Origin of the sequence: Vicingus serpentipes (assembly GCF_007993035.1) — a bacterium.
Taxonomy (GTDB): domain Bacteria; phylum Bacteroidota; class Bacteroidia; order Flavobacteriales_E; family Vicingaceae; genus Vicingus; species Vicingus serpentipes.
This window is the reverse complement of record NZ_VOOS01000002.1, coordinates 484,022-499,400: the sequence shown is the minus strand read 5'-3', so window position 1 is coordinate 499,400 and position 15,379 is coordinate 484,022. Positions and strand designations below refer to the sequence as shown.

The 15,379-nt window shown below is 26.3% G+C and carries 12 protein-coding genes; 9 read left to right on the top strand and 3 right to left on the bottom strand.

Annotation, left to right across the window (positions count from 1 at the left end; translation table 11 throughout):
* Positions 1-62 precede the first annotated feature (62 nt).
* A complete protein-coding gene (locus FRY74_RS06220) occupies positions 63-632 on the bottom strand; it encodes a hypothetical protein (RefSeq protein WP_147099676.1) in 570 nt (189 codons plus the stop codon).
* A 501-nt stretch (positions 633-1,133) separates the two neighbouring features.
* Here FRY74_RS06220 and FRY74_RS06215 point away from each other — a divergent pair.
* The 5 genes from FRY74_RS06215 to FRY74_RS06195 are packed head-to-tail and all read left to right on the top strand — an operon-like array spanning position 1,134 to position 4,517.
* On the top strand, positions 1,134-1,676 hold the full coding sequence (locus FRY74_RS06215) for an RNA polymerase sigma factor (RefSeq protein WP_147099674.1): 543 nt from the start codon (positions 1,134-1,136) through the stop codon (positions 1,674-1,676).
* Between the two features lie 55 nt (positions 1,677-1,731).
* Positions 1,732-2,097, top strand: coding sequence for a hypothetical protein (locus tag FRY74_RS06210; protein ID WP_147099672.1), 366 nt, complete (start codon positions 1,732-1,734; stop codon positions 2,095-2,097).
* An 11-nt stretch (positions 2,098-2,108) separates the two neighbouring features.
* On the top strand, positions 2,109-3,038 hold the full coding sequence (locus tag FRY74_RS06205) for an ADP-ribosylglycohydrolase family protein (protein WP_147099669.1): 930 nt from the start codon (positions 2,109-2,111) through the stop codon (positions 3,036-3,038).
* A 27-nt stretch (positions 3,039-3,065) separates the two neighbouring features.
* Complete coding sequence (locus FRY74_RS06200; RefSeq protein WP_147099667.1) at positions 3,066-4,091, top strand: helix-turn-helix transcriptional regulator; 1,026 nt, start codon at positions 3,066-3,068, stop codon at positions 4,089-4,091.
* A 45-nt stretch (positions 4,092-4,136) separates the two neighbouring features.
* Entirely contained in the window at positions 4,137-4,517 is a 381-nt protein-coding gene (locus FRY74_RS06195; protein ID WP_147099665.1) for a hypothetical protein, read from the top strand.
* Here FRY74_RS06195 and FRY74_RS06190 read toward each other — a convergent pair whose 3' ends face one another.
* Both FRY74_RS06190 and FRY74_RS06185 read right to left on the bottom strand, forming a co-directional pair.
* Positions 4,518-5,087, bottom strand: coding sequence for a hypothetical protein (locus FRY74_RS06190; RefSeq protein ID WP_147099663.1), 570 nt, complete (start codon positions 5,085-5,087; stop codon positions 4,518-4,520).
* A gap of 18 nt (positions 5,088-5,105) precedes the next feature.
* Entirely contained in the window at positions 5,106-5,975 is an 870-nt protein-coding gene (locus FRY74_RS06185) for a DnaB-like helicase C-terminal domain-containing protein (RefSeq protein ID WP_147099661.1), read from the bottom strand.
* Positions 5,976-6,086: 111 nt separating this feature from the next.
* On the opposite strand from FRY74_RS06185, the gene FRY74_RS06180 reads away from it, so the two are divergent.
* The 4 genes from FRY74_RS06180 to FRY74_RS06165 all read left to right on the top strand — a co-directional run bounded on the left by FRY74_RS06180 (position 6,087) and on the right by FRY74_RS06165 (position 15,365).
* A complete protein-coding gene (locus FRY74_RS06180) occupies positions 6,087-8,777 on the top strand; it encodes a PD-(D/E)XK nuclease family protein (RefSeq protein WP_147099659.1) in 2,691 nt (896 codons plus the stop codon).
* A 46-nt stretch (positions 8,778-8,823) separates the two neighbouring features.
* Positions 8,824-12,234, top strand: coding sequence for a UvrD-helicase domain-containing protein (locus FRY74_RS06175; RefSeq protein WP_147099657.1), 3,411 nt, complete (start codon positions 8,824-8,826; stop codon positions 12,232-12,234).
* Between the two features lie 559 nt (positions 12,235-12,793).
* A complete protein-coding gene (locus FRY74_RS06170) occupies positions 12,794-14,353 on the top strand; it encodes an AAA family ATPase (RefSeq protein WP_147099655.1) in 1,560 nt (519 codons plus the stop codon).
* A 4-nt stretch (positions 14,354-14,357) separates the two neighbouring features.
* Complete coding sequence (locus FRY74_RS06165) at positions 14,358-15,365, top strand: hypothetical protein (protein WP_147099654.1); 1,008 nt, start codon at positions 14,358-14,360, stop codon at positions 15,363-15,365.
* The last annotated feature ends 14 nt before the right edge of the window (positions 15,366-15,379 follow it).

Sequence of the window (15,379 nt, the reverse complement as noted above, 5' to 3'; positions counted from 1 at the left end):
TGAATGAAGAATTAAAAAATATATTAAATGAAATAGAGGATATATTATTTTATCATATCTTTTTACATCCACATAATGTCTATTTCTAATAAGTCATCATCAGGAAAGTTATATTTATCAATTAGGTCTTTTTCTGGAAAATTAATATCTCTTGGGTTCAATAAATAACCAATAATTTTATCAACTAATTCTATATGAGGTTCTAAGTCTTTTGTTATTTTGTTTGTTAATACAACTTGAGCTAAATGCATACCTCTACACATTAATACTCCTGCATTTACATCTTTTAAGCTTTGAAAAGTTAGCCTATATCTTAATAAGCCTTCAAACATATAAGGTAACCCAAAAGCAAGACTATTTTCTTCAAAATCTATAATGGAACTTATTTCAGGAATTTCTGTACCTATAAGTTCAATTAATTTATGGTAATCAATTTCAATATGATTAATGAAATTACCTTTAATAAGCTCTGAATAATTACAGTTTAGTTGTAAAGCTTTTAATAACGAATCAATCATTTTAAGTCTTATTAATCTAGGAGGATTGCCCTTAAAATTAAGTGTTGACCAATTATTAATGTTAGGTTCAAGTTGGCTTAGTTCTGCAAATCTTTTTATTAAAATATTTTCCATACAACCCTTTACGATTTAATTAGAGAAAAGCAGCATATAAGTTTTTTTTAATAAATGATGTAATTATCATTTTTCATCGTTAGGTAATAATTGTAACTAAATAAATGAAATTTAAATGAGAAGATTTAAGCTAAATAATAGGGGAGAATACGATTTATTTAAGTGTTTATTAAGTGAATCTAATTTTAAGAAGTATTGTTTAGTAAGTATGAATGTTGTGCAAGAAATAGCAGCTACGGAAGCAATAGAAAACATAATTAAATATGATAAATTGATCTTAAAAGAAGATTTTATAAGATTTTTTAAAATAAAAAAGTAGAACGTAAAAAGGATACGTTCTTCCTTCGTAAAATAAAGAGAATTAACTAAAAAATGAAAAAAAGATGAAGAGTTTTTACTGGTTTAAAATGATCAAAGCTTAATCAATACAAGTCCTTATATCATAATAATATGAGGACTGTGATGCAGAAATTATTTACAAACTAAAAAAACTACTTTATTATGAAACCACAATCTGAAGAAAATTTACAACAAGTAATTTCAAAATTTAAACCATTAATTACTTCTATACTTAAAAGTAAGGGTTGTTCTTATGAACTTATTAAAGACCTAGAACAAGATATATATGTTAAAATTTATTTGAATTTTAGTAAATATAATAATGAAAAAGGAGCTTTAGGAGCATGGGTTAGAACAATAACTAATAATGTTTTTATTGATTATTGTAGAAGTAAAAGTCATAAATATGAACTTCAGACTAAGGGTATTTCAAAAAGTGAATATGCTTTAAAAACAAGTGATGTTTCTGACCAGTTGATAAATTATAAAATGAACCATAAGATATTAAAGGAAGTATTGGCTAATTTACCTTCAAGGCATGCAGATGTTATAAGTATGGTTTATTTTGAGGAGCTTAGTTATAATGAAATAGCTGACAAGTTAAATATACCTTCGAAGCAAGTTGCGAGTGTTAAGATAAGAGCTATTTCTTATTTACAAAAAGCAATGTCTTCATTGGGGTATTCTAAGGCTATGTTTTTTTAGTTTTAAAATAGAAGCTATTAAAAAATTATCTTTGGCTTAACATAATATATTATTTATGGCAACATTTATTGGAACAGCTGAAGAGTTTAAAAAGTATTTAGGAGCTTGGTGTCGAAATTCAGTTCAAAACACTACTAGAAAATATAAATATAATCAAGGACACCATAATGGTTTTTGTCAAGATTGTAAAAAACAGAAGAAACCATTAGATGCAGCTCATATAGAATCTAGAGTAGATATTATTACAGAAATTTTAGATTCTAATTTTAAAGAAAAAACTTTTAAGGGGAACATTAGCAGTTATAATGTTGATTTAACTAAGTTTAAAGATATTTTTATTGATATTCATTCTATTGATAAATTAGGTAAAGTTATAAGAGTATTATGTAAGGATTGTCATAAAGAATATGATAAAAAATAAAACTAATATAAGTGAAGAGAATAATTTTTGGAATTGCAGTTGGTGATGCGTTGGGGGTTCCGGTTGAGTTCGTAAATCGTAACGAATTAAAAAAAAATCCGATTTCATCTATGACTGGTTATGGAACATATAATCAGCCTAAAGGAACTTGGAGTGACGATACTTCAATGACATTATGTTTGATAGAAACATTAAATGATAAAGTTTTTTCTCTTCAAAAATTAAGTAACAGGTTTATTAATTGGTATGAGCATAATTATTGGACTCCTCATGGGGATGTTTTTGATATTGGTGGTACAACCCAATTGTCAATTATTAATTTAATTCAAGGGGTTTCTCCAATAGAAGCAGGGCAGTCAGATGAATTTTCAAATGGGAATGGATCATTAATGAGAATACTACCATTACTTTATCTTATTCGAGATAAACCAATTGAAGATCGATTTGAATTGATTAAAGATGTGTCGAGTATAACACATGCTCATATTTACTCTGTTTTTTCTTGTTTTGTTTATTTAGAGTTCGCCTTGTTACTCTATAAAAATTATAATATTATTCAGGCTTATGAGGTGCTTATAAATAATATAAACGATTATATAAATAGCAACAATTTAGAAGATGTTTTGGGTGATAAATTTGATAGGATACTATCAGGAGCTTTGATTGACTTCCCTGAAGATAAAATTAAAAGTGATGGTTATGTTATTCATACTCTGGAAGCTTCTTTGTGGTGTTTGCTCTCAACACAATGTTTTTATGATGCAGTGTTAAAAGCTGTTAACTTAGGCGGAGATTCTGATACAACTGGGGCTGTGGTAGGAGGCTTAGCAGGATTGTATTATGGGTTTGAGCAAATACCCGAGGTATGGATTAATAAGTTAGCAAGAAAAGACGATTTGTTTGAATTAGCAGAAAGGTCTATTGCAAATAATCTAGAATAATTATATTTAAGAAAATTTTAGTAAGATATGCCTTCAAATAAATATGCACTTTTTCGCTATCATATTATTGATAAATTAATCAGAAATAAACATAATCCATATCCATCTAAACAAGATCTTAAGCAGGCTTGTCAAGAAGAATTGTATGGTATGGGGAGTGAAAGAATTTCTGATTCAACCATAGAAAAAGATTTGTTTGCTATGCGTTATGAGGATTTGTTAGGTTATCATGCGCCAATTAGGTATTCTAAATTAGAAAAGGGGTATTATTATAAGGATTCAAATTATAGCATCAGTAAAATATCACTTAACGAAAGAGATGAAGAGGCTATAAAGTTTGCAGTGAATACTTTAAATCAATTTAAAGGAATCAAGGTTTTTAAAGATTTTCAATATGCAATATCTAAAATCGTTGACCGTATAAATTTATCAGAAAGTATACAGGATTCTTCAATTGAAAAATACATTCAATTTGATCAGTATCCAGAAGTTAAAGGAAGTGAATATCTTCCAACATTATTGTCTGCAATAAAAATTAAAAATACTGTTGTTATGGAGTATCGTAAATTTGATGATGGAGCAGGAGTGAAGTCGTATCAAATAAATCCATACTTACTCAAAGAATTTAGGCATCGTTGGTATTTGATTGGCTATGATAATGAGATAAATTATATAAAAACCTTTGGTTTAGATAGAATAATAAGTATTACTCAAACTGAAGAAAAGTTTAAGATTGATGATTATTTCAACCCTGATAGTTTTTTTAAAAATTGTTACGGTATAACCGCCTTTGAAAAAGACCCTGTTGAAATTCAATTGAGTTTAACTCCAAATCAAGCAAGATATATAATATCTATGCCAATGCATCATTCTCAAAAAATAATCAATAAAACTAAAGGTGAAGTGGTTATCTCAATTTATGTAAGATTAACTTGGGAACTCATTATGGACATACTTGCTATGGGTAATAATGTTAAGGTTATTTCTCCAATTAATTTAAAAAATAAATTACAACAAATTTTACAAGAATCTTTAAATAATTACAAAGCGTAAATTGGTTACGTTCTAGTTTTTTTACTTTACATAAAACCAATATTTATGTTAGAAAAACTAGATTACAAAAACAATCATCATTATTTGTTAATAGAGGGAAACTTTAAAGACTCAAATGAGAGCTTCTTTTATATTTCTCAAAAACAAGTCTTTCACGTCACTTTTGTTAAGGTTGGAAAACAAGTGGAAGAATGGATTAGAAAATTAATAATTGTTGACGGTATGGATGAATTCTTTATATCTGAAGTTGAGTTTAAGTATGTTTCTAACTATAAAACAATGGGGGGTGCCCGAAATTTTATTTCAAAACAGTTAGATTATCTAAAATATAAAGACATCATTAATGAACATATAAAATCTATAAATGACCTATCTAAATTCAAGACTAAAACTGGTCGAAATTATGATTTTGATTCTCCATTTTGACTATTCAAAATTTAAATAATTAATAAAAAATGATCTAATGATAGTATCGTTTTTTATAGGTAACAATTGATTACCCTCATAGTTAATTTCAATCATATAGCTTTTATTATTTATACCTTGACAATAAGAAAAGCATAGTTTTTCAATAGTAAAGGGCTCTTTTTTTACTTTGTATTTGTAGGAGCCTATTTCAGTTTGACCTATTAAAATATATTTATAATTAGCTTTTTTGGTAAATTCTAAATCGATTTCTTTTGTAGAATAAAGTTTAAAAAGAGCTTGCTCATTAAATATGTCTTTTGAAGTGAATTTCGATAATGTTTTTACGTTTTGCTTAATTTCAATTTTATTATTACCCTCTATATTAAACCCAATAATCTCTTTTATTGGAAAAATATTTTTCCAATGATAATATCCAAGATTTTTTAAGATTTCTAAGTCAAAAATAACATTATTAAGAGATGTTTTATTAAAGTCAGCAACATCCTTTAGTTGGTTATATCTATGAATTGGTATTTCGCATATCCAACACCTTATACCATTACCAAATAAATTAATCACTATTGACATACAATTACAAGAATAGGTTTATTTCTCTAACGTAAGAAAGTTAGAAAACCTACCATTGTAAAAAAGTTCAACCTCTCCTGTATAGCCTAATTTATTTTTTGCGATAATAAGATGAGCTTTGTCAAGGACAGAATTTCCATCTTCTCCTTCAGTAAATCCATAATATTCTGGTCTCCAAAGAAATATTACTTTATCTGCAAGTTCTTCAATGCAGCTTGACTCTTTGATATCTGATAATTGTGGTCTTTTCTCTCCTCCTCTTAATTCGAGTGTCCTATTAAGCTGAGAAATAATTACTATTGAGATGTTAAACTCTAATGATAATGATTTCAAATCATAAATGATATCACGAACTTCTTCTTTTCTATTAAGATATCTTCCTTCTTGTTCTTTTAAACTAAACAATTGTAAATTATCTAAATAAATTATATCAAAAACTTCTTTATTGGATAAATTAGAAAGAGAGTTACGAAAAGCTTCAATAGTTCTCATATGTTCTTCAATATAAATTTCGAGCGTATTTAATACTTTTAAAGAATCAGTAATTAAGTTTAATTCAGTTGGAGATAATTCGCCAGAGTTGATGTTGTGTGGGGGGATATTGGTAATAAAAGAGATAAACAAATTAGTTATATGTTTTGCTGATAAATTTAAACTATAAACACCAACTTTATTTCCTGCTTTAGCTTGGTTAAAAGCCATTTTTAAAGTAAGATGAGATTTACCCATTCCAGGTCTTGCACCTATAATTACAAGTTCTTCTTTATAAAATCCACTAAATTGCTCATCAAAATCTTTAAAACCTGTTTTAATAATGGGTTTAAGACCTTTTTTAAGGTCTGATTTTGGATTGTAATATTCATTAATTAGGTTGCTTAGTTTTTCCATGAGTTGAAAATACGAACTAATAACGTAATCTAATTACGTTCCAATTATTTATAATTATTATGATGTGAAATTTTTGTTTTTTCGTAAGTTAGTATCAAATAAGATCCAATTATGATAAAAACCAATTTAATTTTCTCAACTGGCTATGATAGCTTCATATACAAGACAGAACAAGATTTGTTTAATAAAAAATTTGTTGGAGAGCTTCAACTTTTAAGTTTTTTAGAACGTGAGTTAGGATTAAGTGGAGAGTATATTTCTAATAAAGAGAGACAAGCTGAATATCTAGAATATTTAAGCAAAGAAATAGAGGGTAAAAACTCATTTATCTCAGAATCTTTTAATAACGATAATGTTGGGGTAGCTAAAGAATTGTTAAAATGGAGGGATGAATTAAAACTTTGTAATTGGGACTTTAATAAAGGGGTATCCGAACGCTTAGATTTAATCGCAGATATTGAATTAAATAATAATTTATCTTTAGGAATTTCAGACAGGTGGATCTTAATTCTTTCTATTATAAATGGTGTAGACGATATAAATATAGGGAGTATTGAAATAAATGATAATCTTCAGTTTTTACACCCAATTTATAATGAGATATTTCTTTTACTTAAAGATAAAGGTGTATATATCAAGAATAAGAATTTAGATGTTGATTTAAGTTTAAACAATAATTTATCTAAAATAAAAGATTCTATTTATAATAATAATAGAAAAATACAACTTGAAAAAAATGATAATAGTTTTCAAATTTTACGATTTAAAGATTCTATAGTATCTGCAGATTTCTTAGCTCAACAATTAACCTATAATAATATAAATCCTGTTATTATTAATAGAAATAATTATAGTTTAGATACATCATTTTTAACATACAATATACCTCTTTCTGGTTCAGAGATAAATGATTCAAATCCACAAGTAATACAATTGTTTAAGCTAATAAGCGCATTGTTTTTTAAAAAAGTAAATCCTTATAATCTTTTGTCATTACTTAGTCTTCCTATGCTTCCGTTTTCAAAAAAACTAGCAAAAGAACTTAGTAAAGTCTTAATTAGTAGTGGAGGTATTGGTAATAATGAATGGTTCGAGGTTATTAATTATTTTAAAAATAATATCAATAAAGAGAAGAAAAATTGGAAAGAAAAAATAAAGGAAGTTGATTTATATATTGGAAGATCAAGAACTGAAAAAATAAAAAAAGAGGATCTTATAAATGTTTATAGAAATTTAGCTTCTTGGTCTGCTAAAATGCAAAATATAACTGAGGAAGAAGGAATGAAAGATCAACTTTTGAATTTACATATTCTTTCTCAAAGCTTTATTCAAACAGTCGAAAATTTAAAAGAAATAGAGTTTAATTCTAGGGAATTAGATAAACTCACGAATAAAATTTATGAATCAATTAATATAAGAATAAATAATAAAGAAAAGGGGAGTTATAACGTTATAAAACAACCATCTCAGTTGTATGAAAATGTAGATACTTTGGTGTGGTTTGATTTTTATAATCAAGAATTAAAAGCAAATTTTTGTTCATTTTTAATGCAATCTGAAATTAATAAATTAACAAAACAAAAAGGGATTTTGTTATGGTCAAAAGAAAAACAGATTCAACTACAAATAATCAACCTTCAAAAGGCAATATTGAGAACAGAAAATAAATTATGTTTATTTATTTCAGAAAAATCTAATGGGACTTTAACTTCACTTCATCCATTATTTATACAGTTATCATCTTCTGTTGATAATTTAAAAGATTTTATTTACGATTTTAAATTTGAAAATGCTTGTATAGCAAACTATAATTGGAATGAATCTCAATTTGCTATTGTAGAAAAAGTTAAATTACCTGAGGAGACTGATTATATTAAAATAAGTAATGTTGACTTATTAAATAAAAGACAGACAGAAAGTTATAGTAGTATAAATGATTTAATATTAAATCCATTAGATTGGATTCTTTATTATCAAGCAAAAATTACTAGTAAAGGGCTTGGGAATATTGATGAATTAATAACTCTTAAAGGTAATTTGTCTCATATCATTATACAGACATTATTACAAAATGAAAAAGATGGTGTAATTGATTTTAATAAAGTTGATATTAATAATGAAATAGATAATTTATTAGAAGAATTTACACCTAAAATTGCAGCTCCATTTTATTTAGATGAAAACAACTTTGAATTTAAGTCCTTTTCAACTCAACTTAAAAAATCATTTAAGGTTTTACTCAAAATAATAAAAGACAATAATCTTTATTATGATTCTTCTGAATATGAAGCGAAAGGTAAAATCGATTCAATTAATTTTTCAGGTAAAATCGATTTATTATTTTACAAAAATAACATGCCTGTAATAATTGACTTAAAATGGACTTTGAGTTCCAAGAAATATGTTAAAATACTAGAAGAGGAAAAATCCATACAACTAGCATTATATTCAAAGCTGCTTAATAATAAGAATTCATTTACAGGGTATTTCTTAATTTCTGATGCTTTATTATATACTACAAATGAATTATTAGAAGGTAATAGAGTTAATATTATTAAGCTTCAAGAAGATTTTAATAATGTTAATCATAGAATAATTAATAGGACTGTAAATTCTTATAATTATAGATGGGCTGAATTTAAAAATGGAAAATTAGAGCATTCAGAAGGGAAGAATGAAGAAGAAATCCAATATTCGATTGATACAGAAACTAATTTTTTAATACCCTTAGATATTAAAGATAAAACCAAGAAACCAAATCCTTACAGCGATTATGGTTTATTTAAAGGCTTAGTTAAATAGTATTATCTGAACTAATTTAGTAATTAAGGTAAATCTCAAAAGGATAATGAAAAATATAACATTTATAAATGCTGGTGCAGGAAGTGGAAAAACTTATAGGTTAACTGTAGAGTTGAATAAAGCTATTATTGAAAAGGAGTGTAAAGCTGACGAGGTGATGCTAACAACTTTTACAAAAAAAGCAGCAGACGAGATCAAAGTAAAGTCTATGGAGAGTCTTCTAAAAGAAGGCTTGTTTATTGAAGCAAATGATTTGACTAATGCATATATAGGAACTGTTCATGCCGTCTGTCAAAAGTTTATTCAAAAATTTTGGCATTACATAGGTTTTCCAAAAGAAATTAAAGTTATGGATGAGGCTGATACTGATTTTTATTTCTCTCAAGCTATCGCCGATGTTCCTTCAATAATCCAATTAGAAAGACTAACAGATTTAAGTTATAAGTTTAATTTTTTAGGCAATTTTAAAACTGTTGACACTTCAAAATGGAAAGATGATCTGTTAAAAATTATTGAATTAGCAAGGACAAACAATATTTTAAATTTTGAAAATTCAAAGATAAAATCATTGGATTACGCAAAAAAAATACTGAACACAAATAGTACGCATATTAATTATAAAGATTTAGATCGAATTATTGATAATATTATAAAAATTGGAGAAGAACTTCCGGAAGCTAGAAATAAAACAAGAAAAAAAGCAGCTAAGGATTTAAAAGATATAAATAAGTATAATATTCAATATTCCGAATTAAAGAAAATTAAATTAGTTATTGATGATTTTGAAAATCAAGGTTTGTTAAGTCAAGATCTGTTATTTTCAAAGAATCAGCTAGAAGCTTATCATAGAACTAAAACCTTGTTAAATGATATTGATGAGTATAATAATTTATTATTTGATATAGCTGAAAAAAGTATAAAAAAGTATACTAATTATAAACAAGAAATCGGTTTAATTGATTATTCCGATATGGAAAAGGGTTTTTTAGAATTACTCGAAATTAAGGAGGTTCAAAAGGAAGTTCGTGATACAGTAAAATTAGTAATGGTTGATGAATTTCAAGATTCTAGTCCTATTCAATTAGCTATTTTTATAAAATTATCATTTATAGTAAATAGGAGTATTTGGGTTGGAGATCCAAAACAATCTATTTATAGTTTTAGAGGTACTGATCCTATTTTAATAGATGCAATTGTAAAGAGATTTGAAGAAAATCAAGAGAAAAGTTTAGTCAATGATAATTTAGAATATTCATGGAGGTCAAGGCCAGAAATAGTTGATTGTGTTAACAAAATTTTTAAACCGGCATTAAAAGATCAAGTAAAAGAAAAACATATCACATTAAAACCTGTAAGAACAGATAAAGGTTTTAAATTATCAGCTTTACATCATTTTAATTTAGTTGAATTTAAAACTAATTCTAAAGGCGAGAATGTAGTAGATGCAACTAAACCAGCATACTTTAAATCTGTTGCTAAAAGTGTTGTAAAAGTTTTAAATGAAAGTTGGATAATTACTGATAAAGATCAATCGGAGCCAAATTTGAATAATCCCGATGAAGAGGTCGTAAAATCTAAAATATTACGGCCAAGTGATATTGCAATTTTATGTAAAGGGAATGATGAAGTTAACACATTAACTAAAGAGTTAAATAACTTTGGAATTAAAGTCTCTTCAGAAAGTGATAATCTTAAAAATACAGCTGAATATTATTTGATTATTTCATTAATTAAGTTGATTCTATCCAAAGAAAATGTTTTAGCAAAAGCAGAGGTTAAAATTCTTACAGAAACATCATATAATGTTGGTGATCTAATCGATGATAGATTAATATTTTTAAATAAATTACCTGGTTATCCCCAAAAACCAAATAAAGATGATTTAAAGGATGCTGACTATAATGAGGAGTTAAAAAAATATATAAATAAAAGAGAAAATTATTATAATGAATTAAACTCTTGGGGAAAGGACAACCTATTAATAACCGGTATTTCTTCAATAATAAATGAAATAAAAGATTTACCTCTACCCCAATTAATAGAACATTTAGTGAATAGGCTAAATATTTATAATGTAACTACTAATTGGGGTAAGTCTGAACAGAGACGAAGTAATATTCAAAAAATCATAGAATATGCATACAAATATGATGATCGATGCATAAATATGAATATGGGCGCTAGTATAATGGGATTTATTCATTATCTAGATTCTCAAAGTAGTTTAACAGAAAGTAAATCAGTAAATGATGATTCTATAAACGTTTTAACTTATCATAAATCCAAGGGGTTAGAATGGCCATTAGTTATTCTAACAGAGTTGCAGAAAGATGTTAATTGGGGGTTTATATCTCGAAATGTTTTTGGAATATTTATTGAAAATAAATCGAATATTAACATAGATGCTGTTTTAATAGATAGGGATATATTGTCTTTACCCTGGTGCTTTGGTGCAGCAACATCAAATCCATCTGAAGATTTCGTTACACATATTAAATCGTTAGAAGAATATAGAATAACTAAATCAAAACATGAAAACGAATTAAAAAGAGTAATGTATGTTGGTATGACAAGGCCTCGAGATTACCTAATAACGACAGGCATGCATAAACAACCTAATATCAAAGGAGAAACCTTAGCATATCCTTGGTTAGATATTGTGAATCATCATGATAATTGGAGATTTGAAGATTTTGCAGATGTAGATACTGGTAAAGCTGATGTTTTTGATAGAGGTGTTGATTTTCATGTGCATAAGTTGGAGTTGAACAATGATGATAAAATAGAAAATAAAGAAAAAAATAAATATTTTTTAGGTAAGAAGTTAAATCATAATCGTGATATAGAGCCTTATTTTATCTCTCCAAGTAAAGTTAAAATTAATAATAATGTAGACGTTTCTATTTATGCAGATATTCAAAATAGAATACCTACAGGATCATCAGCAAAAGATAAAGTTGACATTTTAGGAAATTGTTTACATGATATCTTATACTTCTACTTGGGAAATAAACTTAATGATATTACCAATAATAGTTTAAATAATATAGAAAGAATTATTATTAATTATCGAATGGATAATATAATTAATTCTAAAGATGTTGCTTCCTCTATTGATTTGTTTTATGATTTTATATGTAAAGAATTTAAGCCTAAAGAATGGTATAGGGAATTATCATTGGAGACAGAAATTAATGGTCAAGTATATAAGGGTGAAGTTGATTTGTTGTTAGAAGTATCGGGAGGGTTTATTTTAATAGATTATAAATCTTATCCTGGTCAAATAGAAAGAATATTAGATAGAACATCTGTAGATAATTCTAATTATGCTGGTAAATATTTAGGTCAATTGAATACTTATGAAAAAATGATTGAAAAGTTAACATGCAAAAAGGTGTTAAAAAAGTTAATATATTATACTGTTCTTGGAAAAATGGTAGAATTTCAAAATAATTGATTTAAAACTTATTTTTAATATTTATTAAATGTCAAAAGGATAATATGAAAGTGAGGAAAGCTCATAATGAACTTAGTGTTTTAGCTGATGAAAATGGTTTTTCAACTAAGAACTTATCCAAAGAGTTTACAGAAATTATTTGAGTTTAGAATTATTATAAAATAATCAAGAAGGATTTAATGCTATTGACATAAGTGGGGCAAGAGTTCAAATAAGGGGAGACAAATCAAAAGATGAAATTCAGCTAAGTTATCAACATTTTGGAACCTTAATTTGACTTTAAAATTACGGTTGTTTTGACCATCAAGGAGCTGTCTTTTTTGCTCAAAAAATATTAGTAGAAACTGTTTTCCAAAAAACTAATATAGACCCTAAAAGAATTGTAGACCTTATATAGCAAATTATAAAGATGTTGGCTTAGCTCTTTCGGAATAGAAGATTTAACAGATACATTTAAAAATGTTATAAGAAAAAGAAATAAAGACGTGAATAAAGATTAAGTAATTTGATATATTAATATTGGATTAATTAATTTAGTTTATATGTTAAATACATAAATATGTTTAGATTTTTTAATGTTGAGAATTTTAGAGTTTTTAAAGGAGATAAGGAATTTGAATTTTCGGGAGTAAATGTAATTACAGGTAAAAATAGTTCGGGTAAATCAAGTGTACTTAAGTCTTTATTGTTGTTAAAAGATAATTTTATTAATAATAAGTTTCCAACTATTCTGAATTTTGATGGAGGAGATCATGGATTGGGAAGTATTAAGAAAACACTCTGTCAATTTGATGGTAAACATGCAACAAAAGCTTCGTTCTCTTGGCCTGCCTTTACAGTTGATGCATCCTATACTCCTAAAATCAAAATGAGCTATACAGTTGATAAAAAAGATCCTGATAGAGGCTTTGTTTATGCTGTAGAATTTTATAGTGTTGTTAGGAAAGAGTTAATCGGAATTGTTGAGTATCAGAAAGGTCAAAAAATTCATATTATGATGAAGTTTGACTTGCTATATGAAATGCTTGAAGGGATGATGTTGCCTGATCATCAAAAGATTATTGAACGAAGTAAAAGGAAGAGTAAAGGACTTGATAATTCATATGATGTTCTAAAAAAAATGGGTACTTATGATGATGTTTATCCAATAGAATATATTGATATTACTTATCATGAAATTTATGGAGAAGGAGATGAAGATGATGGAAAGTTAAATTTGCTTCATAATGCTGATCTATGGTCAGTTTTAGAGCAGTATTTTAAAAAGAAAATAGGAGATGATAAAGTAGCTATTGGTTTAAAAAATTCTTTAGAATTTAGGTTCTCTACTAGTTTTTCTGATTTTCTTTATCACGGATATGTTCATTTACCAACAATAAGAGGTAATCAAGATAGGTTACATTTTGATAAATACGATAAAACTCCTTTAGGTTTACTTTTAAAAGAATTCATTAAAGTTGACCAAGAAGCTAAAGCATTAGGTCAGTCAAATCCTAAAAAGGTTGATGATTTTAAAAAAATAAAAGATTATCTTAATAAATGGTTAATTGTATTTGAACTTGGAGATGATATAAAAATCAAAAGAGAATATGGTTCTACGACTTCGGTCCAATTATTAAATAATAATCATTGGGGTGATTTAAGTGATTTAGGATTTGGATCAACTCAGTTAATTACAATCCTCTTACAAATTTATGTTTTTTCTTGTAAAAAGATAATACCAGAAAACCCATTATCTCCCTATTTTGTTATATCTATAGAGGAACCAGAGGCAAATTTACACCCTGATTTTCAGAGTAAACTTGCAGATATGTTTTATGAAGGTTATGAATTATTTGGAATTCATTTTATTCTAGAAACCCATAGTGAATATATGATTCGAAAATTTCAATTTATAATTGCTAATAGAGGATTAGAAGGAAATCCAGGTAAGAAACCTATATCTGATAAATTTAGAATTTACTATATTAATAAACTTCAAAAAGAGAAAAAAGATTTAACTCAAATAATTAATTTAAACCCTAATGAAAATGGGGTGTTCCAAGATAATTTTGGAGAAGGTTTTTATGATGAAGCTACTAATACTAAGTTTAAAATTTTAAAAGCTACTAATAAATAATCTTATGGTTTTATTTATTGATAAAGATTTTATAAATGATTTTTTTGGCTGTCTAGACCAATCAGAAAATAGAATTGCCTATTTAAAAGTATTAGAAATTTTTAGCTCTTTTGTTAAGGTTAAGTTCTATATTAATTTTGAGACTATTGAAGAACATCATAACGCTGTAATCGAAAACCCTTTAGTTGAAAAATTGTTTGATTATGCTGAGTTTGAAGGTTATTCTAATGATTTAGTAAAGGATATTTTATTTTATAATAATAAACGACCTGCTCTAGCTTTCACTAGTGAAGATAGTGATTGGTGTTTTGAAAATTCAAGAGGAAATTTAAAAATTTGTAATATAGAAACATTTGAGTCTGTAATTAAAAATATTTTAGATTTAGAAAGAAAATTCGATCTCCTTGAAGATGAGAATTCAAGTGAATATAGTTGGAATGGGTGGGAAGGAATTAATTATTTATCAAATTATAGTAATTCAATTTATATTTTTGATCGATATATTTTTAAGAAAGATGATAAAGACATCATTAAAGAAAATATTCTTGAGTTTATAAAGACATTAGTTCCTGAAAAATCAAATAATAAATGTTATTTAAGAATTTTTTCTGAAGTACCAGAAAATGAAAAAAAAATAGAACTACAAGACGAACTAAAGCTTCAAAAAGAAAGAATAGAATTTGCCAAAAGATTTAAAACTTTTTTAAATAGCAATCTTGCAAATTTAAATATATCTATAGAGTTAATTATTTATGATAAAAAAATCCAAATTGGAGCCAACTTACATGATAGATGTTGTTTTTCTAGTTTCTATTCAATATACGTAGGTAAAGGTTTTGAATTATATAAGAAAGGTAGAAGGTTTGAAAAATCTAACAGTAGATTTATAATAGAATCTATTTTGGATAAATTTAGTTATAACTCTTATAATAATAATCTTAATATTTTAGATAAGTATTATGATAAAGCTATTGAACAGCAAGATGTGCGTGGTGAAATGTTTGTTTTCTAATAAGTTGGTTGACT

Coding starts and splice junctions, on each gene's coding strand:
- FRY74_RS06180 (WP_147099659.1), top strand. CDS start 6,087: ATGATAAAAACCAATTTAATTTTCTCAACTGGCTATGATAGCTTCATA.
- FRY74_RS06175 (WP_147099657.1), top strand. CDS start 8,824: ATGAAAAATATAACATTTATAAATGCTGGTGCAGGAAGTGGAAAAACT.
- FRY74_RS06200 (WP_147099667.1), top strand. CDS start 3,066: ATGCCTTCAAATAAATATGCACTTTTTCGCTATCATATTATTGATAAA.
- FRY74_RS06210 (WP_147099672.1), top strand. CDS start 1,732: ATGGCAACATTTATTGGAACAGCTGAAGAGTTTAAAAAGTATTTAGGA.
- FRY74_RS06215 (WP_147099674.1), top strand. CDS start 1,134: ATGAAACCACAATCTGAAGAAAATTTACAACAAGTAATTTCAAAATTT.
- FRY74_RS06185 (WP_147099661.1), bottom strand. CDS start 5,975: ATGGAAAAACTAAGCAACCTAATTAATGAATATTACAATCCAAAATCA.
- FRY74_RS06170 (WP_147099655.1), top strand. CDS start 12,794: ATGTTTAGATTTTTTAATGTTGAGAATTTTAGAGTTTTTAAAGGAGAT.
- FRY74_RS06220 (WP_147099676.1), bottom strand. CDS start 632: ATGGAAAATATTTTAATAAAAAGATTTGCAGAACTAAGCCAACTTGAA.
- FRY74_RS06190 (WP_147099663.1), bottom strand. CDS start 5,087: ATGTCAATAGTGATTAATTTATTTGGTAATGGTATAAGGTGTTGGATA.
- FRY74_RS06165 (WP_147099654.1), top strand. CDS start 14,358: ATGGTTTTATTTATTGATAAAGATTTTATAAATGATTTTTTTGGCTGT.
- FRY74_RS06195 (WP_147099665.1), top strand. CDS start 4,137: ATGTTAGAAAAACTAGATTACAAAAACAATCATCATTATTTGTTAATA.